A 16,284-nucleotide genomic window follows, 5' to 3' on the forward strand; every position below is an offset into this window, starting at 1 on the left:
GACGGTAGCCGCAACGTCAGTTATTCAACGACAGGTCAGCGCTTACAATACCACAACTGCGCGCCATGACATGATGATTTAAGGAGCAACCGATGGCCGAAAACACCTTAGGGACAGAGCTGGCTCAGGTACAACAGATCTATGACGTTGTTACTGAATTTATGGTGAATTACAGTTTCCAGATCCTCGGGGCACTGATTATTTTCCTGCTGGGTCTATGGCTCGCTGGGAAAGCCTCCTCGCTGGTGGAGAAGCAACTGCAGAAACACGGTATCGATATCACCCTCAGCACCTTTGTCACCCATCTGGTGCGGCTGCTGGTGATCATCATGATAAGCATCATTGCGCTTGGCAAATTAGGGATTAGTGTCACCCCTATGGTAGCGGCAATTGGTGCCGCATCACTCGGCGCAGGTTTAGCAGTGCAAGGCATGCTGTCTAATTACGCTGCAGGAATTACCATTATCGTGACCCGACCCTTTGTTGTCGGTAATACCATCAGTATTAACAATATCACGGGTCAGGTGAAAGATATTAAGCTTGGAATGACCTACTTGACCAACGAGGAAGGTGAACTGATCAGTATCCCCAATAAGCACATCCTTGGTGAAGTACTGCACAACTCATTTGCTAACAAGTTGGTAGAGTTGCACTTTAATATTGATTATCAAACAGACCCAACCACAGTTATCAATCTCATCAATGATATTTTGGCGCAGCACTCGCAGGTAGATAAAAGTTGCCCACTGCAGGTTGGTATTAACGGCTTCAACAGTACCGGACTGGATATCGGCGTTCGCTACTGGATCCCAACCAACAGTTACTTTCAGGGCAAGTATCAAATCAACTTACAACTTTGGCAGGCGTTGACCAATGCCGGGATTAAGATCCCGAATCCCATCAGACAACTATATATGCACAATTCAAATATTGACTAACACCGTATATTGATGTGATCTGTCGCAAACTGTTGCTCAACAAATGGCTAGAAGTGGCAAAAATTTGTCTTATGTCAAAAATTTAACCATTCATAGTGATTATCTTTTCACCTGTCTGTGCCACGGTAGTAGAGTGGTGAAACTAACGGCCTAAGAATCAAAATCATGATCCTAACTCACGAACAGTATCAAGAACGGCGACGCGAAGCTATTTCACGCGAAACTTTTTGGGATGCCATGACGCCAGAACAAAAAATGGCCTACTACCGACTCCAAGGGTATGGCTATCGCTTACTGTTTGTTAGGCAGATGTACTCAGGGCCTTTAGCCGTTGTGGCACAACACGCACAATTAGCAACGATCAACTGGCAGGGAGATGTTGACCTGCAACCGGATGTTAAACTGCGTGCTTAGGATGTTTTCCTAAGAAAAGGAGTGCCGGTCACTCCTTTTTTATTGCATGTCATTAGTCATAACGATGGTAACAACATCTCCAAATGCGGAATGTCATCTTCTAGATACACATCAGACACGGCGATAAACCCGAGCGCCACATAAAACTGCCGCAGATAGTCCTGAGCACCAATACGAATAGGGTGACTTGGCCATAATTCATGACAATGCGCGATTGCACGTTGCATTAATTCCCACGCAACTCCATGGCCCCTGGCTTCTTTAGCAACCAACACTCGGCCAATACTGCATTCAGCATAACTACAGCCGGGGGGCAGCAGCCGCGCATAGGCCTGTAACTTACCCGCGTCATCGAATCCCAACAGATGTTTGGCGCTCGTATCCTTGCCATCCAATTCGGGATAGGGGCAGTGCTGCTCTACAACAAACACATCCACCCGTAACCTGAGCAACTCATAAAGAGTAGCACTATCTAACTGTGCAAAAGAGTACAGCGACCATTGCATGGTATAGCGTCCTAAGCTGAAAAAAACGATTACACCACAGATATCGGTCCCCCCAAAGTGAGCGACAAAGAAAATAAGTTGGTTCCGGAAGCCGATGCAGTGACCGATAGTACCTATATAGGTGGCCGGGAAGCGCATCGAACAAACCTGCACCGGCAAACAACCAGCACTGATGCTGACTGTTATTCCGGAACCAAAACGGGTCGCGGCAATCGTTAAAAACCGCGTTAGCCATCAGCACCATGTCACGGCGACTGCGGCTGACTCAGGGATTTATTTATAAATAACGGAGATAGAACGGTGGCTATTCTACATTTGTTACACAAAATTGATTAGACAGTCGATTACTTACTCACTGTTACGCCAATGCAACAATCATTGAAATATTCAGCAAAACCGTCAATTTTTAAGTCTTTTCACTTATCAAGAAAATACTGTTTATTAGAAATTATTCTATTGCGGTAACGCGCCAGTTTCTGGGAGGCGGCGTAGAATGAAACTTATCGACAGAAGGCTGTCGATGCAACTGGTTTCATTAGTGCCGTAAAGCAAGCGGTACCACCAGCTGTCAGGTGAGTCTTGAAATCGTCGGGAAATGGCATCTCGGCCAGTAATATTCCCCCGGTTTCTCCTAAAGTAGATACGGAAGGAAAACCATGAGTAAAGAACACAACAGCAGCAAAGAACAGAAGAAAAAGCCCCAGATGAGTATGAAGGAAAAAAGGGCAGCCAAAGAAGCAAAACGGCAGGCCAGAAATAATCCGATAGATAACAGCTGATACCTCTGTCAATGAAACTAATAATTTTGCAGCCGCTAATCGGCGACAGGATCACGAAAGGCACTCAATGAGTGCCTTTCTTTTTAACCAGATAAGCATTTACGAGCAACAATCACGCCGTAACCAACGGCGAGGCACCTTGTCGTATACCGCTTTAGCCATTAGCACCGCCAGCAATAACGCTGAATAGTTCACTAACGTCTGAGGTAACACTTCGTGTTCCGCGCCAATCTGCGGCATGACTTCAAAGCCAAAGGTCGCCACCAGATAGTTCACAATAATGCCACTGACCAATGCCACCCCAAGCACTCCACCAAGATAGCCATACAGCGCCCTGCGCCCGAGTTCTCTGGTGACGATACCTAATGTGGCAATGTTAGTGGCAGGGCCAGCGAGCATGAACACCAGCACCGCCCCAGGAGAAACACCAGCCAACAACAAGCCAGCGGCAATTGGCGTAGACGCAGTGGCACAGATATACATCGGGATAGACACCAACACCATGACTAGCATGGCAAACACACCATCTCCCCAGCGTGCCAGAAAATCTGCTGGCACATAAGTCGTGACCAGCGCGGCAAAAAACAACCCTACCAGCAGCCATAATGCAGTATCCGCCACCAGATCCGTTGCCGCATATTTAATCCCAAGCCAGAGCTTACTGAAGAATGATAAATTTTCAGTCGGTTGCGTCTCTCCACAACAACTGTTACTGGTGCTGCTACAACCACAATTATCCTGCAACAGCGCTTGATAATTCGATTCATGCTCATTGCAACCGCTCTCGCCGTTTGATGTTGATGCACAGCAACAACTCTCCTGTTGAGGTTTGACTGGCGCACAGCAGGAGGAACTTACAGTATTGCTACAGCAACTTGCCGATGAGAGCGGAGAAAACTTGACTGCGGCGGCAGGTTTAAAAGAAGGCTCCTTATGCTGAACTGCAGCAACCTCTTCGTCCCGACCAACTAATAATCCGGCAACGATGGCACTGCACACCGCCGCAATGGGCCTCACCACCGCCATGAATGGGCCCAACAACACGTACGAAACAGTCACCGAGTCAACGCCCGTTTCTGGCGTAGACACCAGAAATGACGTGGTGGCGGCTTTAGAAGCACCGCTACGTCGTAAACCAACCGCCGCGGGAATAACGCCACAGGAACACAGTGGTAATGGTGCCCCTAACAGCGCCGCTTTAATTGTGCTACCTAGCCCATGCCCCCCCAACTGTTGTTGCATCCAGCTCATTGGCACAAACATTTTCAGTATGCCCGCCAGAAACAAGCCCAATAACAGCCAAGGCGCAGACTCCATAAACAGCGCAATAAAATTATTCATCAACATTTGCAATCACCCTGAACCGGAGCGTGATGATGAGTATGTGTCTCTTTATCCAGCAGTCGTTCACTGCGCGACACATCACAGGACTCCAGCGCTTGTAAAATTGAACAATGTTCTGCACTAGCGGGGCCGCCGCAACAGGTGTCAGAGAGAATTTGTAATGAACGCCGAAAACGTTCAAGCTCTGCAATCCGCTGTTTCACCTGGAGTAGTTTGTCATCGACCATCGTTTTGACATCACTGCAAGCCCAGTTAGCCTTATCCAATTCAATAGAAAGCAGATCGGCAATCTCACTCAAACTAAAACCCACCGCTTTTGCTCTTAGGATAAACTGCAGCCGTGCCGCATCATCTGCGCTATAAACCCGGTAACCTGATACTGTGCGCTTTGACGGCGCTAGCAAACCATGTTTTTCGTAAAATCGCAGCGTATCGGTATTTATGCCACAGGTTTTCGCCAGTTCGCCAATCCGGTACATAACCCCTCCTGTCAGAACCCGCTCAGTATAAACCTTGGAGTTTAATCCAAGGTCAAGTGATTTTAACTGAAAATCACTCTCATTTACCAGTTAAGATTATACAATGTCGTTCGCCAGAGACGCATGTGTTGTTCGGCATAAAAAACAACGCCAAGGGGGGATTTGCGTTAGAATACCGCCTCTGGCGTTCTCCCCTAGCGCTTTGCGTAGGAAGGGCTTTGGCAAAGTTATAATCTTAACAAGATGATTTTTATAATTTTGCTAAAGTTCTTTGCAATATCTTAATGTGGAAACTGTACCCAAATGACTACTGCCAGACCTATTCGTCGCGCGCTGCTCAGCGTCTCAGATAAAACCGGAATCCTCGAATTTGCCCAAGCCTTGCATACGCAAGGGGTAGAATTACTTTCTACCGGTGGCACCGCTCGCCTACTGGCCGACCATCACGTGCCGGTTATTGAAGTCTCCGATTATACCGGCCATCCAGAAATTATGGATGGCCGTGTGAAAACCCTGCATCCGAAAGTTCATGGCGGTATTCTCGGCCGTCGCGGTGTAGATGAACAGGTGATGCTTGATAACCACATCAGCCCTATCGATTTGGTAGTGGTCAACCTCTACCCTTTTGCTGCCACAGTTGCCAAGGCCGGTTGTACGCTGGAAGATGCCGTGGAAAACATCGATATTGGTGGCCCGACAATGGTGCGCGCTGCCGCGAAAAACCATAAAGATGTCACCATAGTGGTAAATGCTGCCGATTACGGACGTGTGCTGGCAGAGATGGCAGCCAATAACGGTGCCACGACACTGGCAACTCGCTTTGATTTAGCCATTGCTGCGTTTGAGCACACTGCCGCCTACGATGGCATGATTGCCAACTATTTTGGCACTATGGTGCCAGCGCACAGCAAAGATCATTGTGAAGCTGACTCCAAGTTCCCTCGTACCTTCAATACACAACTGGTGAAAAAGCAAGATTTGCGTTACGGCGAAAACAGCCACCAAAGTGCGGCCTTCTACACCGATCTCAACATTGACGAAGCCTCAGTGGCAACCGCCGTACAACTGCAAGGTAAAGCGTTATCGTATAACAATATTGCCGATACTGATGCAGCACTCGAATGCGTTAAAGCGTTTGAAGAACCTGCTTGTGTTATCGTAAAACATGCCAATCCTTGTGGCGTAGCGCTGGGCAATAATCTGCTGGAAGCTTATAACCGCGCGTTTCAAACCGACCCCACTTCTGCCTTTGGCGGCATCATCGCTTTCAATCGTGAATTGGATGGTGACACTGCCTCGGCTATCGTTGAACGTCAGTTCGTGGAAGTGATTATTGCCCCGGCAGTGAGCCAGGCCGCCCGCGATATCGTGGCCAAGAAAGCCAATGTGCGCTTGTTGGAATGTGGTCAATGGCAGCACGCAACCACAGGTTATGATTACAAACGGGTCAATGGTGGTTTGCTGATCCAAGATCGCGATCAGGGCAAAACAACCGAAGCTGACCTGAAAGTGGTCAGCAAACGCCAACCAACAGCGGCGGAGTTGCAAGATCTGTTGTTCTGCTGGAAAGTCGCTAAATTCGTTAAATCCAATGCTATTGTATACGCCAAGGCAGGCATGACTATCGGTGTGGGCGCCGGACAAATGAGCCGGGTTTACAGTGCCAAAATTGCCGGGATTAAAGCCGCTGACGAAGGTTTAGTGGTTGAAGGCTCAGTGATGGCATCGGACGCCTTCTTCCCGTTCCGTGATGGTATTGATGCCGCCGCAGCGGCAGGGATCAGCTGTATCATCCAGCCCGGGGGCTCCATCCGTGATGAAGAAGTGATTGCGGCAGCTGACGAACACGGTATGGCAATGGTATTTACTGGCATGCGCCATTTCCGCCATTGATGATTTGCCAGGGGAGCTAGCTCCCCACTGACAACATTAAGGATGTAACAGATGAAAGTACTTGTGATTGGCAATGGTGGCCGTGAGCATGCATTGGCCTGGAAAGCCGCGCAGTCTGCAGAAGTAGCAAAAGTATTTGTAGCACCAGGAAATGCCGGTACCGCCCTGGAACCTAAGCTGGAAAACGTTGCCATAGCGGCTACCGATGTTGCGCAATTGCTGGCTTTCGCCAAAGCCGAACAAATAGCACTGACCATAGTTGGCCCGGAAGCACCGCTGGTCATCGGTGTGGTTGATGCATTTCGTGCGGCAGGTCTGACTATCTTTGGCCCAACCCAAGCCGCCGCACAACTGGAAGGGTCTAAGGCTTTCACTAAGGATTTTCTGGCTCGGCACCATATTCCTACCGCCGCTTATCAGAACTTTACTGACATTGCTCCGGCAAAAATCTTTGCCGCTGAGCTGGCAGCCCAGACAGGATTTCCTGTTGTTATCAAAGCTGATGGTCTGGCCGCCGGGAAAGGCGTCATCATCGCGCAGGATCAGGCTGAAGCCGATGCTGCTATTGATGATATGCTGGCGGGGAATAAATTCGGGGAAGCGGGCTCCCGAGTGGTCATCGAAGAGTTTCTTAAAGGTGAAGAAGCCAGTTTTATCGTGATGGTGGATGGCGAACATATCCTGCCTATGGCGACCAGTCAGGATCATAAAGCCCGCGATAATGCCGATCATGGCCCTAATACCGGTGGCATGGGAGCTTATTCGCCAGCGCCAGTGGTTACGCCAGAAATCCACGACTGGGTCATGGCGAATGTCATCCGCCCGACTGTTGATGGCATGGCCGCGGAAGGTAACGTATATACTGGTTTCCTGTACGCCGGGCTAATGATTGCTGCTGATGGCACCGCCAAAGTGCTGGAATACAACTGCCGTTTCGGCGATCCAGAAACCCAGCCCATTATGATGCGGTTGCAATCTGATCTGGTGTCTTTGTGCTTAGCGGCCTGTCGTGGTGAGTTAGATCAGGTAACGGCTGAGTACGATGCCCGTGCGGCAGTTGGCGTGGTTTTGGCTGCTGGTGGCTATCCAGACAACTATCGCAAAGGTGATGTGATTGAGGGATTGAGCCTCGGCAATGCGACCGCGAAAGTGTTCCACGCCGGGACAAAAATGCAAGACGGCCATGTGGTAACCAACGGTGGTCGGGTGCTATGTGCTACCGCGCTGGGAGACACAGTCACCACAGCGCAGAAAGCCGCTTATGCGCTGGTGGAGGAAATTCACTGGGATGATGTGTATTTCCGTACCGATATCGGTTATCGGGCTATTGCCCGCGAAAAACAGCAGTAATCGCAACAGCCCCCGATAACACTGTCACCGAAAAAACCGAAGGGCTCGCTTCGGTTTTTTTCGCTAGACACTGGTGGCGGCCTCGATATCTGTTGTAGCTGTGTTAGCCTTCACCAACCGCAATCCTGTGCCTAGCAAGCTAAACTGTTGTAAGGGTTTAGGATAGCCGATGGCATAGCCCTGCGCATAATCAATGCCTATCTCATTGAGTTTATCGATAATCGCCTGAGATTCGACAAACTCCGCAACCGTCTCAATTCCCATGGTACGACACACATCATGGATCGATTTCACAATGGCATAATCGCGGTCATTCCCCGCTAATTGACGTACAAAACAACCATCAATTTTCACATAATCCACCGGCAACTCACGCAGATAACCGTATGAAGCAAAGCCACTGCCAAAATCATCTAGCGCCAGCGAAAATCCCAATTTACGCATGGCCTTGAGCATTTCCATCGCCCGTTGCCGATTCTGGATGGCGCTGGTTTCAGTGATTTCGAAACAGATACAGTGGCTGGGAATTGCGTACAACTCCTGCTGCTCGGCGATGTATTCCAGCATCCCGTCGGCCCCCAGACTGTTAGCGGACAGGTTGATAGACATGGAAATTTCTTGGCTCAACGACCGATGCATCGCCAGCCAATCAAAAGCCATACGGATCACTTCTCGATCTACTTCAGGCATCAGCTTGAAACGCTCGGCCGCGGCAATAAATTGTGCGGGTGGTAAAATTCGACCATTATCCCCTTTAATACGCAACAAAATCTCCAACCGTTGCCGCTGGCTACGGCCGTTCAGATTACGAATGGGTTGGAAGTACAGCAATAACTCATGCGCTTCAATAGCGCGGGTAATACGTAACGCCCACTGGGGAGCGTTGCGCTCGTAAGCTAATTCCTGATTATGACAATCAAAGATGTGGATCTGGTTGCACCCCTTACGTTTGGCGGCAATGCAGGCGATATCAGCATCTTTAAGCAATTCATCCACACAGCGGGAGTCATTCTGGCAAAACGCCACACCAATGCTCACACCAACCCGATAATGGATCCCTTGATGATGCACGGTCTGTAAGTGTACCTGCTGTGTTATCCGCTTCAGCAGCCGAGTAACATCAACAGGCGTGCGGTCGCGAATGACCAAGCCAAATTCATCCCCTCCCAGACGCGCTAGCAGTTCCTGACCTGTCACTTCAGCCGCAATGGTTTTTGCCACCAGCCCCAGCATCCTATCGCCCGCATCATGGCCGCAGTTATCGTTAATCAGCTTAAACTGCTCCAGATCCAGATAACACACGGCTAACGAGCGCGCATGTGCCACAAACTGTGGGAGTTGTTCTTCGAAAGCGCCGCGATTCAGTAAACCGGTAGTGGTGTCATAAGCGGCTTTGCGCTGTAACTGTTGTTTCAGTTGTTCCTCTTCAGTAATGTCACGTAACACAATGACAGAACCGATAATTTCACCATCTGCATCGCATAGATTACTCAAAGCGCGATCGAGGATTTGCGGCTTTGACAATACCAACTTCATCTTGCGGTGCTCGGCCTGTCGGCTTCCGGTCGACATAAACTGTTTGATTTCAGCGTCCAAACTATTGGCACTGTCGAACAGTTCTCCGAGTGTCGCCTTTAATGCCTGTCGTCGGCCGATACCGAGTAATTTTTCAGCCTGGGGGTTGAGATAAATGATGCGAGCGTGACGATCGGTAAGCAACACCGCTTCAGCAATAGATTCCAAGGTGATACGAGAGCGCTCTTTGTGACGACTGTTACGCAGCAATAACTCATTGATCCGATCCGCTAACACTGCAAATTCGGCACCGCCCTCACCACTTAACCGCTTGGGATTACGCGCACTCGGGTCTATCTGCTCCAGTTCCGCCATCAGCCGTGAAAATGGCGCTAGCAATTTAAAGCGCAACCACCCATAGCCTAGTAACACCAGCAAAGCCGCTCCCAGCAGGATGATCAAAACTGGCAGGTTATGCCATTGCATCAATGATGTCGGTTGTGACGGCATGCGAACTTCCAGCATGACCAAGTCACGGCCTAACGAAGGTAAAGATAATTGCTGACTAAAGGTGGTCGGATGCGATTGTGGCAGAGCACTAAAGGGTTGTAGTTGTCTTAGCTCGACAATGTTCTCACCTTCTAAAGCCTGCAGATAATTTGGATTCAACCAATGAGTGGCCAACAACAACTGTCCATCCGACAGATGCAAATACCCCAGCATTACGGGTTGTTGGTCAATAAACAAAATACCGCCACCTTGCGATTCCAGCCAGGTGGGATGCTGTAACTGACTTGACAGTTGTCTTGCCGTCGGAAACTGGCCGCCCAGAACCTGTTGCAACTGCTGGCGGAAGATAAACAAATTGATACCATGCCCGCCCAGCAACGGTTCCCAGGCACGCTTCACCTCTGACTGTTCCGCCATGGGTGCGTACAACATCAACAATTGCTGCAGCCGCAACAGATCTGCGTTGATACGTTGCTGGATGCGAGTGACATCCTGCAGCAACATCTGCTGCTGATGTAACTGCATACCATGCTGAAACCATAGATGCAGACAATAGGTTGCTGCTAGCAACGCTGGGATGCAGAATGCACCAATAAAAAGCCGAATCCGATTGCCGATATACATGGTGCTAAATAACCAGTGGCAAGGCCGTGAGCTAAGCTGATGCAAGCAACACTGGCCGACAAAAAACCAGCGCATCATGCCTGATTGAGGAAGGATTTTTTTTGATTTAGCGCATTGGAATCAACAGCGTTTTTGCAGAAATCGAAAAAGTGTGAACTCTAATATAATTAAACAATAAAGGCCCGCGAACGGGCCTTTAATTTATAATGTCCAATTATTTATGGTACTTGCGTGACATCTCGTGTACCGCATTCACAAACGCCTCGGCATGGGCGGGATCTGCATGCTGTGAAATGCCGTGGCCTAAGTTGAATACATGGCCTGAACCTTCACCAAATCCGGCGAGAATACTGGCAACTTCTTCTTCAATCCGTGGGATAGGCGCATATAGCATGGAAGGATCCATATTGCCCTGTAATGCCACCTTATCACCCACGCGACGGCGTGCTTCGGCAATATCGATGGTCCAGTCCAGCCCCAGCGCATCACAACCACTCTCCGCCATGGCTTCCAGCCACAAACCGCCGCCTTTGGTAAACAACGTCACCGGTACTCGGCGACCGTCTACCTCGCGGGTCAAACCATCCACAATCTTCTGCATATAACGCAGTGAAAATTCACGATACGCTGTATGGGATAAGGCACCACCCCAAGAATCAAATATCATCACCGCCTGTGCGCCATTGGCGATCTGCGCATTTAAGTACAGGGTAACCGCATCGGCCAACTTATCCAGCAACAAGTGCAATGCTGCAGGCTCAGCGTACATCATCCGTTTGATCTGCTCAAAAGTCTTGCTGGAACCGCCTTCAACCATATAGGTCGCCAAGGTCCAGGGAGAGCCTGAGAATCCGATTAACGGTACTTCACCTTTGAGTTCACGGCGGATGGTGCTGACAGCTTTCATCACATACCCTAATTCCTGCTCAGGATCTGGAACCGCCAATGCCTTGATGGCTGCCATCGAGTCAGCTTTACGTTCGAAACGTGGGCCTTCACCAGCTTCGAAATATAACCCGAGTCCCATTGCATCCGGTACGGTGAGAATATCGGAAAACAGAATTGCAGCGTCCAATTTGAAACGACGCAATGGTTGCAGCGTCACTTCGCACGCCAGATCAGCATCACGGCACAATGCCATAAAATCGCCAGCCTGAGCACGGGTAGCGCGATATTCAGGCAAGTAACGTCCCGCCTGACGCATCATCCATACCGGAGTCACATCAACAGGCTGTTTCAATAAGGCACGCAAATAACGATCGTTCTTCAATTCTGCCATTTGGCTGTTCCTACAGGTTAATTTGGGATTCGCTGGGGCGGTAGTTTAGCATTTGCCACAATAATGTAACCTCCCCAACCGAATTTCTGTGACCCCAAACATGGATATTTCCAGAAAGAAAAGATGTGTCTGATGAGCATAATCTGCCGCAGATCACGGACTCGCGACAAACCAGTGGCAAAAAGAAAAGTAGACCTTTTGTTGGTCTGAAAACAGTTGCACCAGCCCCCCCCCTTTGGTATAAAAAGCCTGCGCTAGCAAGAACAATCAAGAAGCTCGCCACATCGGGCCCGTCAACATTTTCCTCGCCCAGCTGTAGTCTCTACTGCTGGGCTTTTTATTACCCAAAAATTGGTAGCAAGTGCTTGATGAATAGACTTTAGTCGCTTGTCGGATCTGTTTAGGTTGCCAAGCATGACCCGAATCGCCTAAATTTACATTATTCTAGGCGGGGAAGGAGTGTCATTATGCTGACAAAGCTCGAACTGGCAGAACAAAAATGGGGCGGTTCCAGCCGATTGATTGATCGCTGGCTGTACAACCGACGAGAATTGCTGAGCCAGTACTTTAAACTCGCGGGCATTCCTCCCAGCAAACACGATAACAGCCTGCCTAGCGTGTCGCAGGTGCATCTGTTTTGTGAACACCTCGTAGATTACATTTCTGAATGTCACTTCCGTGTTATCAACCAAATCATGCATTCTTTTCCTGAAGGGCAAAAGCTCACGGATCAACTGATGCCTAAGCTGTTGGAAACCACTGACGCTATGCTGGACTTTATTGATAAGTATGCCGAAGTGGAAAATGACGACATGTTGTACGAGCTGGATGATGATCTGGCAGAGCTGGTCAATACACTGGAAACCCGCTTGCAGTTGGAAGACAGATTGTTACAAGTGCTATACGCCTACTGGTTGCAGCGTCACGAACCCGTGCAACCGGCGGTATAACTATCAGCACAAAAAAGCCAGCGTTAACGCTGGCTTTTTATTTGAGATATCGCTTTTAGCTTATACCGCTGCTTGGAAAATCACTTTCCCCGCTTTTTCAGTATAAGAGCCGATCTTGTCAAAGTTCAGATAACGATAAGTATCGGCGGCTGTTGCATCAATTTCCTTAGCATATTCCTGATATTCCTCGGCAGTCGGCAGACGACCGAGCAGTGCAGCAACGGCGGCGAGTTCCGCAGAGGCAAGGAACACATTAGCACCAGTCCCTAAACGGTTCGGGAAGTTACGAGTAGATGTCGAAACAACCGTTGCCCCATCAGCGACACGAGCCTGGTTACCCATACACAAGGAACAGCCGGGGATTTCAATGCGAGCACCTGCACGACCGAAAATGCCGTAGTAACCCTCTTCCGTCAGTTGATCTTTGTCCATCTTGGTGGGTGGCGCAATCCACAACCGTGTTGGCAGTGTCTTGGCAAACTTATCCAGAACTTTACCAGTGGCACGGAAGTGACCGATATTGGTCATACAAGAGCCAACAAACACTTCATCAATCTTGGTGTTGGCGACCTCTGACAACAGACGAGCGTCATCAGGATCGTTAGGGGCACACAGAATCGGTTCTTTGATCTCATTGAGGTCAATGTCGATAACTGCAGCGTACTCAGCATCCGCATCGGCAGACATCAGACTCGGATTTGCCAACCACTCTTCCATACCTTTGATACGGCGTTCCAGCGTACGACGATCGCCATAACCTTCAGCAATCATCCATTTCAGCATGACGATGTTGGAGTTGAGGTATTCGATGATCGGCTCTTTATCAAGCTTGATAGTACAGCCCGCAGCGCTGCGCTCCGCAGAGGCGTCTGACAGTTCGAATGCCTGCTCTACTTTCAGATGTTGCAGACCTTCAATTTCTAGAATTCGGCCAGAGAAAATATTTTTCTTACCTTTCTTCTCTACGGTCAGCAAGCCCATTTCAATCGCTTTATGGGGGATAGCATGTACCAGATCCCGCAGCGTGATCCCTGGCTGCATTTTACCGGAAAAGCGTACCAGCACTGATTCTGGCATATCCAGCGGCATTACCCCAGTCGCCGCCGCAAAGGCCACCAGACCAGAGCCAGCGGGGAATGAGATACCAATCGGGAAACGGGTATGGGAGTCACCACCGGTACCAACAGTGTCAGGCAACAGCATACGGTTCAACCAAGAGTGGATGACTCCGTCACCGGGACGCAGTGATACGCCGCCACGATTCATAATGAAGTCAGGCAGGGTGTGATGGGTATTCACATCCACAGGTTTTGGATAAGCCGCAGTGTGGCAGAAAGACTGCATCACTAAGTCGGCACTAAAGCCCAGACATGCTAAGTCTTTCAGTTCATCGCGGGTCATCGGACCGGTAGTGTCCTGAGAACCGACGGAGGTCATCTTGGGTTCGCAATATTGGCCGGGACGGATACCGGCAACGCCACAGGCTTTACCCACCATCTTCTGCGCCAGGGTGAAACCTTTAGCAGAATCAGCCACCACTGCCGGACGTACAAATACCTCGGAAGCAGCTAATCCCAGAGTTTCCCGGGCTTTATCTGTCAGACCGCGACCAATGATCAGCGGAATACGACCACCTGCACGAACTTCATCCAGCAACACTTCGGTTTTCAGCTCAAAAGTTGAGATCACTTCATCACTGCCGTGACGCTTCACTACACCTTCGTATGGGTATACATCGATAATGTCACCCATCTCCATATTGCTAACATCCAGCTCAACCGGCAATGCACCCGCATCTTCCATGGTGTTGAAGAAAATAGGGGCAATCTTACCACCAAAGCAGAACCCACCAGCACGTTTGTTAGGCACAAATGGGATGTCATCGCCCATCAGCCACAACACTGAGTTAGTGGCCGACTTACGAGAGGAGCCAGTACCAACAACGTCACCCACATAAACCAGAGGGAAACCTTTGGTCTTGAGCTCTGCCACTTTGCTGATAGGGCCAACGGCACCGGGCTGGTCCGGTACAATGCCATCACGGGCATTTTTCAACATCGCCAGCGCATGCAGTGGAATATCCGGCCGTGACCAGGCGTCAGGGGCGGGTGACAAGTCATCGGTATTGGTTTCGCCAGGGACTTTAAATACGGTGAGGGTGATTTTGTCGGCCAGTTTAGGACGACTGAGGAACCATTCGGCGTCAGCCCAAGATTCCACTACCTGTTTGGCATAGCTGTTACCCGCCTGCATTTTTTCCACCACATCGTGGAAAGCATCAAACATCAACAGGGTGTGCGACAGAGCTTTAGCGGCCAATGGTGCAAGTTTGTTGTTATCGAGAAACCGCACCAGCGGTTCGATATTGTAACCACCTTGCATAGTGCCCAGTAGCTCTACCGCGTGTTCAGCACTTAGGATAGGAGAAGTGACCGAGCCATTGGCAACGGCGTCCAGAAAGCCAGCTTTCACATAAGCGGCTTCATCTACACCAGGGGGAATACGATTTTCTAGCAGATCCAGGATAAATTGTTCTTCACCAGCAGGTGGATTTTTTACCAGTTCAACCAGTTCGGCTACCTGGTGGGCATCCAGCGGTTTGGGGACAACACCCTCGGCAGCACGCTCTGCAACGTGTTTACGATATGCTTCTAGCACGGCAACGTTCCTCTTTGTTTGGCGCTCTAACGACTGCCCGCTCAGGCGTGGGCAGTCCCACAGATTCGACCCTTATTTTCCGCGCAGAAGTATACTACAGCTTTGCAAAAGTATGAATCAGATCACACAAGAACCACATCATTCGTGGGGGTAAATTTATGGGCGCAGAATAAACTAAGGTGTGGCATCCAAGAATGATATTAGACAATAGTTTGAAAATTAATCATTTACGTCCAATATAGTGAATTACTGTCACGTCATTCAGTAACAGTAGTGTTTTCGACTCTTCATTGTCTGTCATACACTGCTACCAACAACCAATAGTTCATAGGGAATCCCTCATGGAAATGTCTCCACTACAGGCGGTCATTTTTGATATGGATGGCGTATTAGTTGACTCCGAGCCTGTGTGGCAACAGGCTGAATTTGACGTACTCAGTGGCAAAGGGTTTGCCATCTCCCGTGAAGAAATTGCGCAAACTACCGGTCTGCGCATCGACGAGGTGGCAGAATACTGGTATCGACGCTTCCCAGCCGATGATTTTGATACCGCGGCGATGGCCGACTATATTATCGAACAAGTCATCCACTACATCCGGCGCGATGCGACCGCGATGGCCGGTGTACATGAAGCCCTAAACGCATGCCACCAGTATCACCTGAAGGTGGGTCTGGCCACCTCTTCCTCAACCGATATTATTGATGCGGTGCTGGACACATTACAGATCCGCGAATGTTTCGATGTTATCCAAAGCGCTGAGCAGTTACCCTACGGTAAACCTCATCCTGAAGTGTATCTGCGCTGCGCCGCAGCGCTGGGGGTTGCGCCGAGTTGCTGTCTGGCAGTGGAGGATTCCTTTAACGGCCTGATTGCCGCCCGTGCAGCCAGGATGCAAACGCTGATCGTCCCAGCAGTGTCGCAGCGTCAGGATCCGCGTTGGGCAGCAGCCCACCACCAAGCGACAGATCTGTTGGCACTACCTGCCTTGCTGCAACGCCTGTGTCACCAGAGCAAAAGCACTCCAGGCTAACTGATAACACCCTA

The 16,284-nt window shown here is 49.8% G+C and carries 13 protein-coding genes; 7 read left to right on the forward strand and 6 right to left on the reverse strand.

Annotated elements, in window-relative coordinates:
• Nucleotides 1–92: 92 nt before the first annotated feature.
• Together J3L11_RS08215 and J3L11_RS08220 are read left to right on the forward strand one after the other, a co-directional pair.
• The gene (locus tag J3L11_RS08215) at nt 93–938 is read left to right on the forward strand and encodes a mechanosensitive ion channel family protein (RefSeq protein WP_207570700.1); all 846 of its coding nucleotides are present in this window, start codon (nt 93–95) and stop codon (nt 936–938) included.
• Nucleotides 939–1,103: 165 nt separating this feature from the next.
• On the forward strand, nt 1,104–1,352 hold the full coding sequence (locus J3L11_RS08220) for a hypothetical protein (RefSeq protein WP_133037488.1): 249 nt from the start codon (nt 1,104–1,106) through the stop codon (nt 1,350–1,352).
• A 56-nt stretch (nt 1,353–1,408) separates the two neighbouring features.
• Here J3L11_RS08220 and J3L11_RS08225 read toward each other — a convergent pair whose 3' ends face one another.
• Nucleotides 1,409–1,858 (reverse strand): GNAT family N-acetyltransferase, encoded by a 450-nt coding sequence (locus tag J3L11_RS08225; RefSeq protein WP_207570701.1) that lies wholly within the window; start codon nt 1,856–1,858, stop codon nt 1,409–1,411.
• Nucleotides 1,859–2,514: 656 nt separating this feature from the next.
• On the opposite strand from J3L11_RS08225, the gene J3L11_RS19525 reads away from it, so the two are divergent.
• Nucleotides 2,515–2,637 (forward strand): hypothetical protein, encoded by a 123-nt coding sequence (locus J3L11_RS19525; protein ID WP_268244776.1) that lies wholly within the window; start codon nt 2,515–2,517, stop codon nt 2,635–2,637.
• Nucleotides 2,638–2,736: 99 nt separating this feature from the next.
• Here J3L11_RS19525 and J3L11_RS08230 read toward each other — a convergent pair whose 3' ends face one another.
• Complete coding sequence (locus tag J3L11_RS08230) at nt 2,737–3,984, reverse strand: SO_0444 family Cu/Zn efflux transporter (protein WP_207570702.1); 1,248 nt, start codon at nt 3,982–3,984, stop codon at nt 2,737–2,739.
• Nucleotides 3,978–4,460: a Zn(2+)-responsive transcriptional regulator gene (gene zntR / locus J3L11_RS08235; protein WP_189618417.1), complete on the reverse strand. Its 483-nt coding sequence runs from the start codon at nt 4,458–4,460 to the stop codon at nt 3,978–3,980. The genes J3L11_RS08230 and zntR overlap by 7 nt, the downstream gene beginning before the upstream one ends.
• A gap of 303 nt (nt 4,461–4,763) precedes the next feature.
• Here zntR and purH point away from each other — a divergent pair, with 303 nt between their 5' ends.
• Nucleotides 4,764–6,353, forward strand: coding sequence for a bifunctional phosphoribosylaminoimidazolecarboxamide formyltransferase/IMP cyclohydrolase (gene purH, locus J3L11_RS08240; RefSeq protein WP_207570703.1), 1,590 nt, complete (start codon nt 4,764–4,766; stop codon nt 6,351–6,353).
• A 51-nt stretch (nt 6,354–6,404) separates the two neighbouring features.
• Complete coding sequence (purD, locus tag J3L11_RS08245; protein WP_207570704.1) at nt 6,405–7,703, forward strand: phosphoribosylamine--glycine ligase; 1,299 nt, start codon at nt 6,405–6,407, stop codon at nt 7,701–7,703.
• A 63-nt stretch (nt 7,704–7,766) separates the two neighbouring features.
• On the opposite strand, the gene J3L11_RS08250 is transcribed toward purD, so the two are convergent.
• A complete protein-coding gene (locus tag J3L11_RS08250) occupies nt 7,767–10,352 on the reverse strand; it encodes an EAL domain-containing protein (protein ID WP_207570705.1) in 2,586 nt (861 codons plus the stop codon).
• Nucleotides 10,353–10,566: 214 nt separating this feature from the next.
• Nucleotides 10,567–11,631 (reverse strand): uroporphyrinogen decarboxylase, encoded by a 1,065-nt coding sequence (gene hemE / locus J3L11_RS08255; protein WP_207570706.1) that lies wholly within the window; start codon nt 11,629–11,631, stop codon nt 10,567–10,569.
• Between the two features lie 467 nt (nt 11,632–12,098).
• Here hemE and rsd point away from each other — a divergent pair, with 467 nt between their 5' ends.
• A complete protein-coding gene (rsd, locus tag J3L11_RS08260) occupies nt 12,099–12,581 on the forward strand; it encodes a sigma D regulator (RefSeq protein WP_133037494.1) in 483 nt (160 codons plus the stop codon).
• Nucleotides 12,582–12,641: 60 nt separating this feature from the next.
• Here the strand turns inward: rsd and acnB are convergent, their stop codons facing one another.
• Nucleotides 12,642–15,239, reverse strand: coding sequence for a bifunctional aconitate hydratase 2/2-methylisocitrate dehydratase (acnB, locus tag J3L11_RS08265; protein WP_207570707.1), 2,598 nt, complete (start codon nt 15,237–15,239; stop codon nt 12,642–12,644).
• Between the two features lie 341 nt (nt 15,240–15,580).
• On the opposite strand from acnB, the gene hxpB reads away from it, so the two are divergent.
• Nucleotides 15,581–16,270, forward strand: a complete 690-nt coding sequence (gene hxpB / locus J3L11_RS08270) for a hexitol phosphatase HxpB (RefSeq protein WP_189618407.1) — start codon at nt 15,581–15,583, stop codon at nt 16,268–16,270.
• The last annotated feature ends 14 nt before the right edge of the window (nt 16,271–16,284 follow it).

Origin of the sequence: Shewanella sp. 4t3-1-2LB (assembly GCF_017368415.1) — a bacterium.
In the GTDB taxonomy this organism is placed as follows: Bacteria; Pseudomonadota; Gammaproteobacteria; order Enterobacterales; family Shewanellaceae; genus Shewanella; species Shewanella fodinae.

Bases quoted from the DNA above. Each gene is read 5' to 3' on its own strand.
- hemE (WP_207570706.1), bottom strand. From the start codon at position 11,631: ATGGCAGAATTGAAGAACGATCGTTATTTGCGTGCCTTATTGAAACAG.
- J3L11_RS08225 (WP_207570701.1), bottom strand. From the start codon at position 1,858: ATGCAATGGTCGCTGTACTCTTTTGCACAGTTAGATAGTGCTACTCTT.
- J3L11_RS08220 (WP_133037488.1), top strand. From the start codon at position 1,104: ATGATCCTAACTCACGAACAGTATCAAGAACGGCGACGCGAAGCTATT.
- J3L11_RS08215 (WP_207570700.1), top strand. From the start codon at position 93: ATGGCCGAAAACACCTTAGGGACAGAGCTGGCTCAGGTACAACAGATC.
- purD (WP_207570704.1), top strand. From the start codon at position 6,405: ATGAAAGTACTTGTGATTGGCAATGGTGGCCGTGAGCATGCATTGGCC.
- hxpB (WP_189618407.1), top strand. From the start codon at position 15,581: ATGGAAATGTCTCCACTACAGGCGGTCATTTTTGATATGGATGGCGTA.
- zntR (WP_189618417.1), bottom strand. From the start codon at position 4,460: ATGTACCGGATTGGCGAACTGGCGAAAACCTGTGGCATAAATACCGAT.
- J3L11_RS08230 (WP_207570702.1), bottom strand. From the start codon at position 3,984: ATGTTGATGAATAATTTTATTGCGCTGTTTATGGAGTCTGCGCCTTGG.
- J3L11_RS19525 (WP_268244776.1), top strand. From the start codon at position 2,515: ATGAGTAAAGAACACAACAGCAGCAAAGAACAGAAGAAAAAGCCCCAG.
- rsd (WP_133037494.1), top strand. From the start codon at position 12,099: ATGCTGACAAAGCTCGAACTGGCAGAACAAAAATGGGGCGGTTCCAGC.
- purH (WP_207570703.1), top strand. From the start codon at position 4,764: ATGACTACTGCCAGACCTATTCGTCGCGCGCTGCTCAGCGTCTCAGAT.
- J3L11_RS08250 (WP_207570705.1), bottom strand. From the start codon at position 10,352: ATGTATATCGGCAATCGGATTCGGCTTTTTATTGGTGCATTCTGCATC.